This window comes from Ensifer sp. MJa1 (assembly GCF_037026475.1).
GTDB lineage: Bacteria > Pseudomonadota > Alphaproteobacteria > Rhizobiales > Rhizobiaceae > Ensifer.
Genome location: NZ_JAKUMO010000021.1, coordinates 12411 through 27827, shown reverse-complemented (window position 1 = coordinate 27827; position 15417 = coordinate 12411). Strand labels below are relative to the sequence as shown.

The 15417-nt window shown below is 63.6% G+C and carries 19 protein-coding genes and 1 tRNA gene; 9 read left to right on the top strand and 11 right to left on the bottom strand.

The features are described 5' to 3' along the window. Positions 1 to 15: 15 nt before the first annotated feature. Both MKZ91_RS24185 and nagA read left to right on the top strand, forming a co-directional pair. A complete protein-coding gene (locus MKZ91_RS24185; protein ID WP_336173572.1) occupies positions 16 to 1038 on the top strand; it encodes an SIS domain-containing protein in 1023 nt (340 codons plus the stop codon). Then, positions 1035 to 2195, top strand: a complete 1161-nt coding sequence (nagA, locus tag MKZ91_RS24180; protein WP_336173571.1) for an N-acetylglucosamine-6-phosphate deacetylase — start codon at positions 1035 to 1037, stop codon at positions 2193 to 2195. Before MKZ91_RS24185 ends, nagA begins: the two co-directional genes overlap by 4 nt. 76 nt (positions 2196 to 2271) lie before the next feature. Here the strand turns inward: nagA and MKZ91_RS24175 are convergent, their stop codons facing one another. From MKZ91_RS24175 to MKZ91_RS24165, 3 genes are read right to left on the bottom strand one after another with little or no spacing between them, the layout of a single operon-like run. Next, positions 2272 to 2997, bottom strand: a complete 726-nt coding sequence (locus MKZ91_RS24175; RefSeq protein WP_336173570.1) for a copper homeostasis protein CutC — start codon at positions 2995 to 2997, stop codon at positions 2272 to 2274. After that, complete coding sequence (locus MKZ91_RS24170; RefSeq protein ID WP_336173569.1) at positions 2994 to 3905, bottom strand: ROK family protein; 912 nt, start codon at positions 3903 to 3905, stop codon at positions 2994 to 2996. Before MKZ91_RS24170 ends, MKZ91_RS24175 begins: the two co-directional genes overlap by 4 nt. Then, the gene (locus MKZ91_RS24165) at positions 3902 to 5263 is read right to left on the bottom strand and encodes an amidase (RefSeq protein WP_336173568.1); all 1362 of its coding nucleotides are present in this window, start codon (positions 5261 to 5263) and stop codon (positions 3902 to 3904) included. Before MKZ91_RS24165 ends, MKZ91_RS24170 begins: the two co-directional genes overlap by 4 nt. 301 nt (positions 5264 to 5564) lie before the next feature. Here MKZ91_RS24165 and MKZ91_RS24160 point away from each other — a divergent pair, with 301 nt between their 5' ends. Then, the gene (locus tag MKZ91_RS24160; RefSeq protein WP_336173567.1) at positions 5565 to 6302 is read left to right on the top strand and encodes a sulfate transporter family protein; all 738 of its coding nucleotides are present in this window, start codon (positions 5565 to 5567) and stop codon (positions 6300 to 6302) included. Positions 6303 to 6404: 102 nt separating this feature from the next. After that, on the top strand, positions 6405 to 6614 hold the full coding sequence (locus MKZ91_RS24155) for a SlyX family protein (protein WP_336173566.1): 210 nt from the start codon (positions 6405 to 6407) through the stop codon (positions 6612 to 6614). Positions 6615 to 6736: 122 nt separating this feature from the next. Here the strand turns inward: MKZ91_RS24155 and MKZ91_RS24150 are convergent, their stop codons facing one another. The 3 genes from MKZ91_RS24150 to MKZ91_RS24140 all read right to left on the bottom strand — a co-directional run bounded on the left by MKZ91_RS24150 (position 6737) and on the right by MKZ91_RS24140 (position 9048). Continuing rightward, the gene (locus MKZ91_RS24150) at positions 6737 to 7729 is read right to left on the bottom strand and encodes a BMP family lipoprotein (protein WP_336173565.1); all 993 of its coding nucleotides are present in this window, start codon (positions 7727 to 7729) and stop codon (positions 6737 to 6739) included. 304 nt (positions 7730 to 8033) lie between these two features. Then, positions 8034 to 8687, bottom strand: coding sequence for a peptide-methionine (S)-S-oxide reductase MsrA (gene msrA, locus MKZ91_RS24145; RefSeq protein WP_336173564.1), 654 nt, complete (start codon positions 8685 to 8687; stop codon positions 8034 to 8036). Between the two features lie 43 nt (positions 8688 to 8730). Further along, complete coding sequence (locus MKZ91_RS24140; protein ID WP_336173563.1) at positions 8731 to 9048, bottom strand: hypothetical protein; 318 nt, start codon at positions 9046 to 9048, stop codon at positions 8731 to 8733. Positions 9049 to 9428: 380 nt separating this feature from the next. Between MKZ91_RS24140 and MKZ91_RS24135 the strand changes: the two genes are divergently transcribed. Continuing rightward, a tRNA-Ser gene (locus MKZ91_RS24135) sits at positions 9429 to 9518 on the top strand. Positions 9519 to 9670: 152 nt separating this feature from the next. On the opposite strand, the gene MKZ91_RS24130 is transcribed toward MKZ91_RS24135, so the two are convergent. Beyond that, positions 9671 to 10069 (bottom strand): DoxX family protein, encoded by a 399-nt coding sequence (locus MKZ91_RS24130; RefSeq protein ID WP_336173562.1) that lies wholly within the window; start codon positions 10067 to 10069, stop codon positions 9671 to 9673. Positions 10070 to 10306: 237 nt separating this feature from the next. Here MKZ91_RS24130 and MKZ91_RS24125 point away from each other — a divergent pair, with 237 nt between their 5' ends. From MKZ91_RS24125 to MKZ91_RS24115, 3 genes are read left to right on the top strand one after another with little or no spacing between them, the layout of a single operon-like run. After that, positions 10307 to 10639: an ArsR/SmtB family transcription factor gene (locus MKZ91_RS24125; RefSeq protein ID WP_336173561.1), complete on the top strand. Its 333-nt coding sequence runs from the start codon at positions 10307 to 10309 to the stop codon at positions 10637 to 10639. A gap of 1 nt (position 10640) precedes the next feature. Beyond that, a complete protein-coding gene (locus tag MKZ91_RS24120) occupies positions 10641 to 11117 on the top strand; it encodes an SRPBCC family protein (protein WP_336173560.1) in 477 nt (158 codons plus the stop codon). Positions 11118 to 11128: 11 nt separating this feature from the next. Then, positions 11129 to 11752 (top strand): dihydrofolate reductase family protein, encoded by a 624-nt coding sequence (locus MKZ91_RS24115; protein ID WP_336173559.1) that lies wholly within the window; start codon positions 11129 to 11131, stop codon positions 11750 to 11752. Between the two features lie 3 nt (positions 11753 to 11755). Here MKZ91_RS24115 and MKZ91_RS24110 read toward each other — a convergent pair whose 3' ends face one another. From MKZ91_RS24110 to MKZ91_RS24095, 4 genes are all read right to left on the bottom strand, one after another. Then, the gene (locus MKZ91_RS24110) at positions 11756 to 12685 is read right to left on the bottom strand and encodes a hypothetical protein (protein WP_336173558.1); all 930 of its coding nucleotides are present in this window, start codon (positions 12683 to 12685) and stop codon (positions 11756 to 11758) included. A 59-nt stretch (positions 12686 to 12744) separates the two neighbouring features. After that, on the bottom strand, positions 12745 to 13551 hold the full coding sequence (locus MKZ91_RS24105) for a MerR family transcriptional regulator (RefSeq protein WP_336173557.1): 807 nt from the start codon (positions 13549 to 13551) through the stop codon (positions 12745 to 12747). Positions 13552 to 13675: 124 nt separating this feature from the next. After that, positions 13676 to 13915, bottom strand: a complete 240-nt coding sequence (locus MKZ91_RS24100) for a hypothetical protein (protein WP_442892339.1) — start codon at positions 13913 to 13915, stop codon at positions 13676 to 13678. A 14-nt stretch (positions 13916 to 13929) separates the two neighbouring features. Continuing rightward, positions 13930 to 14202: a BON domain-containing protein gene (locus MKZ91_RS24095; protein ID WP_336173556.1), complete on the bottom strand. Its 273-nt coding sequence runs from the start codon at positions 14200 to 14202 to the stop codon at positions 13930 to 13932. Positions 14203 to 14334: 132 nt separating this feature from the next. On the opposite strand from MKZ91_RS24095, the gene MKZ91_RS24090 reads away from it, so the two are divergent. After that, entirely contained in the window at positions 14335 to 15279 is a 945-nt protein-coding gene (locus MKZ91_RS24090; protein ID WP_336173555.1) for an AEC family transporter, read from the top strand. The last annotated feature ends 138 nt before the right edge of the window (positions 15280 to 15417 follow it).

Here is a 15417-nt window from a genome sequence, read left to right as displayed (position 1 = left end):
AGAGAGGAATTGACCATGCAGACCAACATGCGCCGAGAAATCGACGAGATCCCCGAAGCCGCCCAGCGCCTGCTGGAACGGTCCGCCGATCAGCTCAAGGCCGCGGGCGCGGCGCTCCGTGCCAAGGACCCGGCCTTCCTGGTGACGATCGCCCGCGGTTCCTCCGACCATGCCGCACTCTTCCTCAAGTATGCGATCGAGCTGCAGGCCGGTCGCCCGGTCGCCTCGCTCGGTCCGTCGCTCGCCTCCATTTATGGCGCCAAGCTGAAGCTTGGCGGTGCCGCGGCCATCGCCATCTCGCAGTCCGGCAAGAGCCCGGATATCGTCGCCATGGCGCAGGCCGCGACCGATGCCGGCGCGGTCTCGATCGCGCTCACCAACACGCTGCCCTCGCCGATCTCTAAGGCCTGCACCAACCCGCTCGACATCCTCGCCGGCCCCGAAATCGCCGTTGCCGCCACCAAGTCCTACGTCAACTCGATCGTTGCCGGCCTTGCCGTGCTTGGTGAGTGGACCGGAGACGCAGCACTTCAGCGCGCGGTCGCAGACCTTCCCAATCAGTTTGCCAAGGCGGTCAAGCTCGACTGGCAGGCCTTTGCCGACGATCTCGGCGAAGCCGAATCGCTCTACGTGCTCGGCCGCGGCCCGGCGCTGGCGATCGCCAGCGAAGCGGCGCTGAAGTTCAAGGAAACCTCGGGCATGCATGCGGAAGCCTATTCGGCCGCCGAAGTGCTGCATGGTCCGGTGGCGCTCGTCGGCGCCAAGTTCCCGGTTTTGACGCTTGCCGCCCGCGATGCGGCCGAAACCTCTGTCGCTGGCATCGCCGACGGTATGGCGGAAAAGGGCGCGGTGGTTCATGTTACCTCAGGCCTTGCTGCCAAGGCCAAGCGCCTGCCGTTTGTCGAGACCGGTCACCCGATCACCGACGCGCTGACGCTGATCCTGCCGTTCTACGGCTTCGTCGAGGCCTGGTCGCGCTCGCGCGGTCTGAACCCTGATGCGCCAGCGAGCCTGAAGAAGGTAACGGAGACGAGATGAGCGAGAGGAAGGCAATCACTGGTGCCCGCCTGTTCGACGGTGTCGAATGGCACGACGGCTGCGCCCTCGTGATCGAGGCCGGCCGCGTCAAGGCGGTCGTGGCCGCTGCCGATGTCCCCACCGATGTGGAGAGGATCGACGCCCATGGTATGCTGCTCGTGCCGGGCTTCATCGACCTGCAGGTGAATGGCGGCGGCGGCGCGCTTCTGAACGAGCAGTCGACCGTCGAGGGCATCCGCCAGATCTGTTCGGCGCATGCCAAGTTCGGCACCACGGCGCTGTTACCGACGCTGATCACCGATACGCGTGAGGTCAGAACCGCAACGATCCAGGCTGGCCTTGAAGCGAAGGCGCAAAACGTGCCCGGCTTCCTTGGGTTGCATCTGGAGGGACCGCACCTCTCGGTCGCGCGCAAGGGCGCACACGACCCGAAGCTGATCCGCCCGATGGACGACGCGGATCTCGCCGAAATGCTCGACTGCGCCAAGGCGCTTGGCGTGCTGATGGTGACGGTGGCGCCGGAAAACGCCACGAAGGAGCAGGTTCGTGCGCTGGCGGATGCAGGCGCCGTCGTCAGCCTCGGCCATACGGATGTCGGCTATGAAACCGCCGTCGCCTATGCCAAGGCAGGTGCCCGCACCGTGACGCACCTCTTCAACGCCATGAGCGGCCTCGGCCACCGTGAGCCCGGCGTCGTCGGGGCGGCACTCGCCACCGGCACGCTGCATGCGGGCCTGATCGCCGACGGCTACCACGTCGAGCCGGCCTCCATGGGCGTGGCGTTGCGCGCCAAGGTGGGACCGGGCCAGATCTTCCTGGTGACCGACGCCATGTCGCCGATCGGCACCGACATGAAGAGTTTCCAGCTCAATGGCCGCGAGATTCTCCGCGAAGGCGGTCGTCTGACGCTTGCCGATGGCACGCTTGCAGGCGCCGACATCGACATGCTGTCGTCGGTCCGCTTCGTGCACGAGAAGCTCGGCCTGCCGGTCGAAGAAGCCCTGCGCATGGCCTCTGCCTATCCGGCCGACGCCATGGGCATCGCCACCCACAAGGGGCGGCTGAAGCCTGGAGCGGACGCCGATTTCGTGCTTTTGACGCCGGAGCTCGGCATGGGCTCCACCTGGATCGGCGGTACGCAAGTCTACGCGGCCTGAGCATTGCGCCACCAAATGAAAAGCCCCGGACAGCGTAACGCTTTCCGGGGCTTTCTATTTTCAGGTGACGTTCGTGTCAGCGCGCCGAGAGCTTCGCCTTCATCGCCCGCACGGTTGCCGTATCCGTGCGACGGCGGTCTGCCGAAACGAAGCCCATGTCGATGAGCCGTTGATCCTGAGCCGGCTCACGAACGGAGCAGGAGGAATGCACTTCGCTAACGGCTGCGCGATCCAACACGGCGTCGACGGTATCCAGGGTGACGCCGGATCCGGGCATGATCGACAGCCGGCCCTTGCCGAGGTCGACGATTTCACTCAACCGTTCAAGTGCCTGCGGTGCGCTTCGCGCTCCGCCTGAGGTGAGGATGCGCTCGAAGCCGAGCTCGACGGCAACCTCCATCGCCTCGGCGAAATCCGGAACCAGATCGAAGGCCCGGTGCAGTGTCATGCCGAGCCCGGCTGCATGGCCGGAGAGCTTGGTGAGCATTGCGCTGTCGAGCCGGCCATCGGCCAGCGAGGCGCCGAGCACCACACCTGCAAGACCGGTCGCGCGCGCCGCGTCGATGTCGCGCCGCATCACATCGAGATCACGGGTCGAAAAGACGAAGTCGCCGGGCCGCGGCCGGATCATCGCATAGACGGGGACGCGCGGCGGTCCAGCCAGCGCCATCAATCCGGGATTAGGGGTCAGGCCGCCGACGGAAAGCGCCGAGCAAAGCTCGATGCGGTCCGCCCCGCCATCGATTGCCGCATGAAGCCCGTCGGCATCATCGACGCAGACTTCGAGCTTGAGGTCGCTCATGCTTTTTCCTCTCCGAGGCCAAGCAGTGCCGCGCCGATCAGCCCGGGTTCGACCTGGCATTCGCCGCGCACCACCAGCGGCCGGTTGAAGTGTCTGAGAATCCGGCTACGCACCGTCTTGTCGATCTCGGCGAGCAATTCTTCGGAATTGGAGAGGCCGCCGCCGACCGGCACGATCGTCGCGCCGGTAATGTTGATGACGAGCGAGAGCGGTGAACTGACGAGATCGACGAGAAGGTCGACCGTGCGCTTCGCTTCCGCGTCGCCTGCCTGCCAGGCCTCGATGATCTCATGACTTGAAAGCGTCTTGCCATGGGCGGTCTGGTGCAATCGCTCCAGTCCGCGGGCACCGCCAACCGTGTCGACACAACGACGCTGGCCGCAGCCGCATTCGTAAGGAGGAATGGCGATCGGTGGATTGCCGGCGTCCGCGGCGATCGCCGGACCATGGCCCCATTCCCCGGCAAAGCCGCCGTCCGCATTGATCAGCCGGCCGTCGATGACAAGGCCGCCGCCGACACCGGTGCCGAGGATGGCGCCGAAGACGATGCGGTGGCCGCGCCCGGCGCCCGCGCCGGCTTCGGCAAGCGCAAAACAGTCGGCATCATTGGCGATCCGGACCGGCAAGTGCAGAGCCGCTTCGAGTTCGGCGACCAGTTCTCGCCCATCGATGCAGGGAATGTTGGCGCATTTGATCCGCCGCGTTTCCGGGTCGATGACGCCGGTGATCGAGATCGCCACGCAATCCGGGTGGCCGCCGGCTTCGTCGAGCACCGACTCAAGCACCTGGACGAACTGGCGAAAGTTGTTGAGCGGGGTCACGCGGCGCGGCAGGGGGAAGATCCGCTCACGCGAATGGACGATGGCGCCCTTGATCGCCGAGCCGCCGATATCGAAACCGACGATCATGCTTCACCCCTGATGATCGCTTCGGCCGAAAGGGCGACGGAAAGCAGCCGGTCGTCCTGGTGGTGCGGTGCTGCCAGCTGGAACCCGACGGGCATTTCGGCTGCCCCAAGGCCACAGGGGATGGAGACGCCGCAGAAATCCAGGAAATTGCCGATCGAAGTGTTGCGCAGCGTCCGTGCATTGATCTTGAAGAACAGTTCATCATCTTCGAGAAGCGGTGCGATCGGCGGCGCCACATGCGGTAGCGTCGGATGGGCGATCAGCTCGTTCGGCCTCAGGCTTTCCACGGTCTCGTGGATCAGCTGGTCGCGGGCGTCGAGCAGGGCAATGTAGTCGGGCATGGTGATCTTCTCGCCGAGCCGTGTGCGGGCAACCACGCGCTGGTCCATGGCGTTGGCTTCAGGGCCGGCCAGGCGCTGGCGGTGAAGCGCGTAGGCTTCGGCCGTGACCAGCGCGCCGTGGCGAGCCATGAGACCGAAAATCGCGGAGAAGCTTGGGAAGGCGCGCCGGCTGATGGTGACGCCGGCCTTTTCAAGCCGCTTGATCGCATCTTCGAAGGCCTCGACGACCTCCGGCTCGGCGTCATCGAACACCACCGTCTCGGGGATCACCAGCGCCACACCTGTGAGATCTGCGCGGCGCACGGTCGGGGCTGTGAGCCCATGCATGGCGGCATCGACCCAGACGGCATCCTGGACCGTGTGGCAGAGTGGACCGAGCGAATCGAGGCTCTCCGCCAGCGGGAAAACGCCCTTCATCGCATAGCGGCCGCGCGTTGCCTTGTAGCCGACAATGCCGGTCATCGCGGCGGGAATGCGCACGGAGCCGCCGGTGTCGGTACCGATGGCGGCCGGCACCAGTCCGGCTGCGACCGCGACCGCAGAACCGGACGACGAGCCGCCGGGGATGCGCTCGACGTCGGTGGCGGCCGGGTTTCGCGGCGTGCCGTGATGCGGGTTGATGCCAAGGCCGGAGAAGGCAAACTCGCTCAGATTGGTGCGGCCGACATTGACCATGCCGGCAGCCGCAACCGCGGCGACAACAGGCGCGTCGCGGGTCGCCGGCGCATTTGTCTCAAGCACTGTCGAGCCGGCCGTCGTGACGCTGCCGGCAACGTCGAACAGATCCTTCCACGCAACCGGAAGGCCATCGAGCAGGCCGAGCGAGCGCCCGGCCCTGAGGCGTTTCGAAGCCGCTCCCGCATCTGCCATTGCGCGGTCGCGCGTAAGCTCGACGAAGATCGCGTAGTCGCCATGGGCCTCGATGGCGGCAAATGTCTCCTCGGCGAGTCCGACGGGGTCGAGCTTGCCCCCTTGCACGAGCACAGAGAGGCCAGCGAGTGTTGTTGGTCTTGTCATGTCATCCTCCGCACATCGCCGCTCTCCAGCGATCCCGCATGTTCAGTAGAATATCGCCGCCCTCGGCGTTTTCCATGCTTCGCATAGGCCGACAGGATGAATCTTGCATAAAGACGCGCCACAGGAGCGGCTTCGCTTGTCGCCGCCCGTGTTGCTGCCTACATGCCTCATCGAACCGACTGCATGTTTCCTGAAGCATATTCGCCTTAGGGACTAAAACATGCAGCAATTCAAAGTGCTACAGCGGCTTTGCGCGTCTGATAAGACGCGCGGCGCCTTGGGCCGACACTGGAGAGTGACGATGATACTGGACGCAGCGCGGCTTTCGCTGGCCAACCTTTTTGCGCCCGACACCCGTTCGGTCTTCTGGAAGGTGCTGGGGCTGACCTTGCTGGCGCTTGTCGCCTTGTGGTTTGCGGTGCGCGAACTGTTCATCTGGCTCGCCTTGCCGTGGATCGACACGCTGATGCCGGGTACGCCCGCCTGGGCCGGCTGGCTGACCTTCGTGCTTGGCATCTTCGCAAGTCTCGGCCTGGCACTGGCGCTTGCGCTGCTGCTGGCGCCGGTAACCGCGCTGATCGCCGGCTTCTTCCTCGACGACGTTGCCGAGGTGATTGAGACACGGGACTACCCGAACGAGCCGACGGGCCGGTCTTTGCCGCTCGCCGAGGCGATCAGCGGCTCGCTGAAGTTTCTCGGCGTCGTGATCCTTGGCAACCTGGTCGCGCTGTTTCTGCTGCTGGTACCGGGCGTCAATCTCGTCGCCTTCTTTCTCGTCAACGGCTACCTGCTGGGGCGGGAATTTTTCGAGTTTGCGGCCATGCGCTATCGCGCGCCGGCGGAAGCGCGGCTGTTCCGGGCGAAGCATCGTTCGACCGTCTTTCTTGCAGGCCTCTTGCTCGCGGCCTTCCTGGCGGTGCCCTTCATCAACCTGCTGACCCCGCTTTTCGCCGCCGGCCTGATGGTGCATCTGCACAAGCGGCTCTCGGCGAAGGACCCCGGATTCATGCTCGCAGGTGGTGCCGCGGCAAAGACGTGAGAGGCGCTTGCTTGACAGGAGGCCGGCCGTAGCTTTTCTGCCGGCAAGATCTCAAGGCGTCGCGCTGATGTGCTGGCGCGTGGCAGGACGGAGTTTCAGGATATGAGCAGGACGGACGAACGGATCACCCATCTCGAGGAAACGGTGGCCCACCAGGCCAAGATCATCGAGGAACTTTCCGATCAGCTCGCCGAGCAATGGAAGGTGGTGGAGCAGACGCGCGCCAAGCTCGACCGCCTGACGGAGCGGTTCCTGACCCTTGAGGAGCAGTCGCTCGACGCACCGGCGATCACCCGGCCGCCGCATTATTGAACCGGGCCAGAGCAGTCCACGGCGCGGTTTCCCACCCGCAGCTTGTTGGTGCAGGCGCACAAACGAAAAAAAGGCCGCCGGTCTGATGAACCGACGGCCTTTCTGTTACCTGAAGCTATGCCTTAGTAGGGGCAGGCTTCGTCGCTCATGTAGTCGTGGACCTGAACCTTGCCGGCAATGATTTCGGCTTTCACCTTTTCCACTGCGTCGAGCATTTCAGGTGTGACCAGCGCCTTGTTGTTGTCGTCGAGCGCGTAGCCAACGCCATCTTCCTTGAGGCCGAGGTTGGAGATGCCGAACTCGAACTTGTCGTTCTTGGCTGCGGTGAAGGCGTCGTAGACGGCAACGTCGACGCGCTTCAGCATCGAGGTCAGAACCTTGCCCGGCTGCAGGCCGTTCTGGTTCGAGTCAACGCCGATGCCGAGCTTGCCGGCATCTGCTGCTGCTTGCAGAACGCCGACGCCGGTGCCGCCGGCAGCGTGGTAGACGACATCCGAGCCCTGGTCGATCTGCGACTTGGCGATTTCGCCGCCCTTGACCGGGTCGTTCCAGGCGTCCGGCGTGGTGCCGGTATAGGCTTCGAGAACCTTGACGTCAGCACCGGTCGACTTGGCGCCACCGACGTAGCCACAGGCGAACTTGTGGATCAGCGGAACGTCCATGCCGCCGACGAAGCTGACGGTCTTCGACTTGGAAGCGAGACCGGCGAGAACGCCGACGAGGTAGGAGCCTTCCTGTTCCTTGAAGACGACCGACTTGACGTTTGGCTTCTCGACGACCATGTCGATGATCGCGAACTTGATGTCCGGATACTCAGGCGCGATCTTTTCGAGCGAAGCCGCCCAGTTGAAGCCGGCCATGACGATCGGGCTGTTGCCGTCGCTGGCAAAGCGACGCAGCGCCTGTTCGCGCTGGGCGTCGTTGGCGATTTCGAACTCGCGGTATTCGACGCCGGTTTCCGTCTTGAACTTCTCGGCGCCGTTATAGGCAGCCTCGTTGAAGGATTTGTCGAACTTGCCGCCGAGATCGTAGATGATCGCCGGCTTGATGTCGGCGGCCAGAGCCGTCGCGGACATCATCGAAAAGGCAAAGAGACCGAGAATGGTTTTTTTCATCGTGCAGCCCTGTTGTCGCTATTGATCTTATTGGGTCCTCCCGCCGGCCCCTGACGGAACCTGTCTGCGGAACCCACCCCCTTCTCCTTGGGGCTAGGGTGGCGCATCCTTGCACGGTCACGGCAAAAAAACACCCAAAATTTTTCAGATGGTAAAAATACCAGTCACACCAGCCGGAGCCGGTAAGGCACCGGTTCTCTTGCGCTTTTAAGATCGGTAGCCGGCGCCGTAGCGATCGGGCACGGCTGTGGCAAAGGCGAACAAGGTTGCCTTAGGGCACAACTTCCGCAGGCACGGAAAGAGGCTAAGAGCCGATCGGGCAGCTCGCCCCGGTGCCGCGCAGACCGCAATAGCCGCTCGGGTTCTTTGCGAGATATTGCTGGTGGTAGTCTTCGGCAAAGTAGAACGGTCCGGCACTGGCGATCTCGGTGGTCACCTTGCCGCCATGGCCTGAATGCTTGAGCGCCGTCTGGAAGGCGTTGCGTGCCGCCTTGGCTTCCACAAGCTGCACGTCGTCATAAGTGTAGATCGCCGAGCGATAGGTCGTGCCGATATCGTTGCCCTGGCGCATGCCCTGGGTCGGGTCGTGTTCCTCGAAGAAGGTCTTGAGCAGGGTTGAGAGCAGAACCGTTTTGGGATCATAGACGACGAGCACCACTTCGGCATGGCCGGTGAGCCCAGTGGTCGTCTCCTGATAGGTCGGGTTCGGCGTCAATCCGCCGGAGTATCCCGCGGCCGTCACGTGGACACCGGGGATCTTCCACAGCAGCCGTTCGGCGCCCCAGAAGCAGCCCATGCCAAGCAGGATCTTCTTGGTGCCGTCGGGGTAGGGGCCCTTCAGCGGCCGGCCGGAAACGAAATGCGTCTCGGCCGTCGGGATCGCCTCCTCGCGGCCACGCAGTGCCGTTTGCGCGTCCGGCATGACCGTCTTCTTGTTGAACATGTCGATCAGAAACATCACCAAACCCCTTTCGTCGGCGCCGAAAGCCGCGCCGCAAAAATTACGCGGCGAATCGGCCCGCCGCCGGTCGCTTCTTGTATCCGGCCATCCACAGCACGAGTGCCAGCAAGGCCAGGACCGCAAAGGCCGGCTGCATCAGGATCCAATGCAGGATCGAGTGCCAGATCGTCGGCGCGGCATCGCTTCGCTGCGCGAACTGGATCCAGCTTGCCGTATCGGCGCCAAGGGCCTCCAAATCGTCGCCAAGCGAGGTCATGACCAGCTCCGATGCGGCAACCGACTGGATGGCATCGACAGCGCCGGCAAGCACGGCGGCAAACAGCACCACGGCACTCGCCAGCCTCAAAAGAAACCGCATCGGTCTTCATTCCCTTCATTCACTGGCTGGCACCTCGTTGTCGGCAGGGCGCGGGATTCGGCCGGCATCATCTTCGATCGCAGTGGCTTCGGACAAGGCCCGCGGCGAAATTATGCGGGTCAATCCGGGCGCTGCCGCCGGGTGGATGGGCCGGGAAAAGCGCGACAGGCGTCCTGGCGCAAGAGATAGGCGCGTCGTCGGCCACGCACAATGGGGACCGCGGACTGTTCCGTTTCACAAGATGTCAACAATCTGTCAGAAAGCAGTTGATCCCGGGCAAATCATCGGTATATAGACGCGCGTCCGCCGGTTCACGCCGGTCGACACGAAGGGCCTCGCCCTTCCCATCCAGCCGGATTGACCGTCGGCTGCTGACGGATGGACAGGTGGCCGAGTGGTTGAAGGCGCACGCCTGGAACGCGTGTATACGTGAAAGCGTATCGAGGGTTCGAATCCCTCTCTGTCCGCCATCACTCCACTGTCCATCCCGACGTGCGTTGCACAGCATTTTCGTCACTCGCCTACTACGTATTTCCTTGGGACTTCGAATATCCGCTACCCGCGGCGTCGACAATGAGCCATCCATCGTTGCACGCACGCGACACGATCGGAGCCGGCGCCGTCAGTGCTTGCGCGACAGGATGGCGACGAGCGCGAGGCCACCGATCTCTGAGACGTGCTCCAGCGCCACGGTCATGTCGCGGAAAGCTTCCTCGCCGTCCTTCGCCCAGAACGGGTGGGCGATCGGGATCGTCAGCACCGTGAATTCGGCAAGCGCGCCGGACGCAAGCCAGACGCTGCGGTTGAGGATGATCATCAGCGATGCACCAATCTGAAGGATCAAGGTCGCCGTGTTGACGAGCCAACCTGGCGACAGACCGAAGCCCTCCATCATCACGGCATTGGCGTCGAATTCGAAGAGCTTGGCGAGTCCGCTCGACCAGAAGACGAGGGTGAGCAGCACACGAGCAAGGATAGCGAAGGCGCGTGCATCGAGGATGTTGGCGATCATACCGGGCATGTCTTACTCACTGCCGCCGTGCCGGGAGGCGGTCACAGGCATCTGCAGCTATTGTCATAATTGGATCGTCGCGCTTCATATCGGCCCCATTCGTTGCTGAACCGATGGGGTTATCGAAGCTCAACCATGGTTGAGGTCAAGCGAAGGCCGCTGTGACAAATTGGCTGAAAACGTCGGCAGAGTCAGGCCTAGATAGTTAGCTGTTGCGCTAAGTATATGCCTATGATACTTAGCCTTATGGAACAGTATTCGGACCGATTGGACACGATCTTTCAGGCGCTGGCCGACCCCACCCGCCGCGCCGTGCTCGCGCGGCTCGGCGGCGGGCCGGCGAGCATCAGCGATCTTCACAGGCCCTTCGACATGGCGCTGCCGTCCTTCATGAAGCACATCCACTTCCTGGAAGGCAGCGGGCTCATCCGCACGCACAAACAGGGCCGGGTCCGCACCTGCGCCATCGAGAAGGTGCAGTTTGCCGTGGTGGAAACCTGGCTTTCCGCGCAACGCGCCGTCTGGGAAGGACGCGCTGACCGTCTTGAGCGATTCGTGATGGAAAACGAGGAGGAATGACATGACCCGTTCGCCCAATCCCGAACTCGACCTGACGATGGCGCGCATCATCAAGGCGCCGCGTTCATCCGTCTGGCGCGCCTGGACCGATCGGGCACGTTTCGAGAAGTGGTGGGTTCCAGCACCGGCCAAATGCCAGGTGGTCGAGATGGATCTGAAACCGGGCGGCGGTTTGGTGACGAGGATCAGCGAAGACGGCGGCGACTTCGTGCCGCATCTCAATGCCTGTTTTCTCGCCGTCGACGATCTCTCGCGCATCGTCTTCACCGACACGCTGGTGGCCGGCTGGCGTCCGGCAGACAACGCCTTCATGACGGCCGTGATTACCCTCAGCGACCATGCAGCAGGCACGCACTATGCCGCCCATGTCATGCACAGGAGCAAGGCGGATCGCGATCTGCACGAGGAAATGGGTTTCCATGACGGCTGGGGCACGGTCGCCGAACAGCTCGCGCGGCTGGTCGAGGAGACGCACTAAGGGAGGCGGCGATGCGCAAGATCGTCCTGCAGATGATGACGACGCTCAATGGCCGGCTGGACGATCCGCTCGCCTGGATGGGCACGGTCGTCGACGATCAGTATCGGGCGATCGATCGGCTCTATGCCGGCTACGACACCGTGCTCGTCGGTCGCACCACCTATGAGGAGATGGTTGGCTACTGGCCGGCCGCCCTCGAGGATAAGGAGAACGGCGAAACCAACCGCGTGATGGCAAGACGCATGCACGATTACCGCAAGATCGTGTTTTCCCGTTCGGCCACGCAGGCGATCAGCGCCTGGCACAATGCCGAGCGGGCCGTGGTGCCCGATGAGGCGGCGCTACGACGCTACCTGACGGAGCTGAAGGCTGAGCCCGGAGCGGACATTCATCTGTCGGGCGGCGCCAGCCTGGCGCAGACGGTGATCGGGCTGGGATTGGTCGATCGCTATCACTTCTTCGTCTATCCGGTCGTTTCGGCCGGCGAGCCGTGGTTCAAGTGGCTCGGCGAAAAGACCGAGCTGCAATTGATCGGCACCGAACGCTACGACAACGGCGTCGTCGGCCTCCACTATGAAGCGATGCGCGGCGCAAAGGCCGGGCGGCCGAAGAGTTTCTCCGACCTCATCGCCTAGGTCTCAGCCTCCAGCGTGCAGTGCTGAGAGCAATCGATCGTAAGTCGGCGCAAGCCTGCGCAGTGTTTCGGCGGCCATCCTGTCGTTGCGAACGACCAGCGGATACTGCAGCGCGCCGATAAGCCTGGCCTGCTCGTCTGCAATCGCAGCGGCCTTGCGAAAGCCGGCGCCTGTCAGCGAGGTTGCGGCGTCGGCGGCGCGGCGGGCGCCCACGCGAACGGCGAAGTGAATGAGGTGGCTGCGCAGGCTCTTGCCACAGCCACCCTCGAGACGCGCGGCAAGGGCCTCGGCGGCGTCGGCATTGCCGAGGCTGCCCTCGGGCACGGGGCGGTCCGTTTCCATCGACAGCCAGTGGATTGCGGCCGGTATGGAGGCCCTGATCGCATCGATTTCCGAGACGTCGGCGATGCGGGCAAATGCCGATCGCATCGTGAAGGGCTCCCCGTAGGTGAGTGTCGTTGCCTGCCATGCCGTCATGAAGTCGCCTGTCGGCAGGCAGGCATAGGGATGGCCTTGTGGGTCGTGCATGAGAACGCGCTCGTCATCAAGGGCAAGAACCACCACATAGTGGTCGGCCTCGATCGGCCCGGTCATGCCCGGCTGATGTCGCAGATGTCCCATCTCCACCGGACCGACCCAGACCGGGCCGTCCTTCAGCGTCGAGCGCAGGCGGGAAAGCGCGTCTTCGGCATCCCCTCCCTTGCTGACCTCACATGTCCAGCCGAGCGCCTTGAGCGCGCCGTCGAATCCGGCCTCCGGATCCCAGCCATAGGGATCAAAAAACGGCAAGGTCCCGCCGATGAGCTGCATGCCAAACGGACTGCTGGTGGCAAACTCGATGACGGCGGTCGAGGGTGCCTCATCGCCGAACATCATGGCGAAGGAATTGGCATAACAATAGGGGCCGGAACCCACATAGGGAAAGTGCTGCATTGAAAGAATCCTTGGATCGTTGGACCAGAGTGTGCGTGGTTTGGGCGAAGCGTGTCGTTCTAAGTCACGATGGGGTAGGCGACATCGAAGCGGGCGCCATCGCTGCCGGGGTAGATTTCGTAGGGACTGCCGAAGCAACTGAGATCGACGCTTTGCTCGAACCAAGCCTCGATCGCGTCGTAGACGCGAAGCACGCTCGGAAAGGTTTCGTACGCTTCGAACACAGGCAAAAACGCCTCGCGTCCCGGCGGCTGTAGCCGGATGCGCAGGTCGCCCGATGGTTCGAGGCTGCCTTCATAACTGATCGCGACCTCGATGTGGCCCTTGCCGTCGTGATTGACGGGTTCGTGGAAGTGCAGCGTCATCGGTCCCCCGTCACGCTTGCCACTCTCAGCGAGATAAGTGCGGATCTCCGCTTCCGTACTTTCCGTGAAGGCATCCAGCGCGTCGACGGTCACATGGCCCTGCCGATAGACGATCTTCGAAGGCGCGACGTCTCGCACCCGCACCGCGGCGACCAGCGGATCACTCCCGCCATTCGATTGTCGGGCGATCGCCTCCACCAACTCGTTGTGCTGCTCGAGCCGTTTGGTCTGCGCCTCGAGCCACGCGCGCAACTCGGCGAGGCGCACGTCGGGCTCAAGCTCGATCAGCCGCGCGATCCGGGCAATGGATAGGCCCATTCGCCGAAGCCTTGCGATCAGCCGCGCACGGCCCGCCTGCTCTGCGGCGTAATAGCGATAGCCGGTCGTCGGATCGACATAGGCGGGAACCAGCAGGCCCTGCTCGGCATAAAGCCTGAGGGCCTTTGGCGACAGTCGTGTGGCGGCGCCGAAGCGCCCGGCGAGAAAGTATGAATCGGTCATGGGGCAAGTCTGGGGCCTGCCCCATGGGCGAGGTCAAGGGCCTTGTTTGGCGAGCGGTATGCGAGCGACCTGTCTGCCGTGTGGCGATCCCCGGAAGCAGGGCGTCCTGCTCCCGGGACGTATATTAGGCAAGCTGGCTTTCACGCCGATTGAGCCGCGCCAGCGCGGCGGCAGCCGTGACCGTCGCCATGGTCAGGCAATAGCCGGCGAGAGGCCAGGCCGTGTCGCCGCCGAGCAAAAGCACGGCGGCGGTGCCGACGAGGCTGACGATCAGGCTCTGGATCGAGAAGTAGAGCGCAACGGCCGTGCCGGCGATCGCATCGAATGCCCTAAGCGCGCCGTTTGCCGTCACCGACGCCGTCATGACGACCCTCGGGATCAGCCCGTCTCGTCTGCCCTGACGGTCAGTCTATTCTCGACGCTCGTAACGCCTATGACCGAGGCGGCGGCGTCACCGGCGCAGGCGATGTCCGCTTCCTGTGCGACATGGCCGGAAAGGATGACGATGCCGCCGATCGCCATGACAGAGATTTCGCTGGTATCGACAAGCGCTGCATATTGAATGAAGCGCAGAACCTTGTCCGCCAGCGCATCGTCGGTGAGATGCGGATCATCGTCCTGATGCGCGTAAATGGGCTTCTCTGTCGGCATGGCTGCTTTCCTCATGCTCTTTCGGAACGCCTGCCGTCAGCGAAGGTTCCCTTCACGCCAACACCTGCCGCACGCTTGCGGGCCGGCCGCCAACACGGCTATTGCTGTCAGGTCCAGTCCCAAGGCCCGCGTATGTCCGACATCTTCCAGAACGTCCTGCCCATCTTCATCCTCATCCTGGCCGGCTGGCTGCTGGTGCGGTCAGGCTATCTGAAGCCGGCGGTCGGCGAAGCGCTCGGGGATTTCGTTTTCCGGGTGGCGGTGCCCGTGCTCTTGTTTCGCACCATTGCCGAAGCTGACTTCAAGGACGGTTCGCCCTGGCCGCTTTGGGTTGCCTATTTCTCCGGTGTCGCCGTAACCTGGACTGTCGGCCATCTGGCGGCCACGCTGATCTTCGGCCGCGATGCGCGCATGGGGGTGCTCGCCGGCGTCTCCTCGGCCTTCGCCAATACCGTCTTCATCGGTCTGCCGCTGGTGTCGCGCATTGTCGGCGAGGAAGGCATCGTCGCGATTTCGATCCTGCTCTCGGTGCATCTGCCGGTCATGATGATCGCGGGCACGCTTCTGATGGAGCGCGCCGAGCGACGGACAAGCGGCAAGCCGGGACAAAGCCCGCTTCAACTGCTTGCCGGGGTTGCCCGCAATCTGGTGCGCAACCCGCTGGTCATCGGCCTTGCCTGCGGTGCCGCGTTCCATCTGCTCGGCCAGCCGCTCGGCGGGCCGGTCAAGACCGTCGTCGACCAGCTGGCGTCGATGGCAGCACCTGCGGCACTCATCTCGATCGGCATGGCGCTCGACAAATATGGTCTTGCCGGCAATATCGGGCTTTCCACCTTCACCAGCGCGCTGAAGCTTCTCGTCATGCCGGGCGTCGTCTTTGCCAGTTGCCATCTGCTCGGCCTCAACGACAACTGGACGACGGCGCTGGTGCTGACATCAGCCGTTCCGACCGGCGTCAATGCCTGGCTGATTGCCAATCACTTCAATGTCGGCCACGCGCTTGCCTCATCGACCATTACGCTGACGACCGCGCTCGGCGTCGTCAGCGTTTCGATCTGGGCCTATCTGCTGGTCTGATCGTTCGGGATTTCGGGAAAGTGTTTCGCCGGGAAACGTGTCCTTTTCGGCGTCGTCTGCGCGCGCTTCAGGTCCCGGTAGCTGAGATGCAGGTGATCCGGACAAACGAAAAGGCCCGGCGTGAGCCGGGCCTTGCGA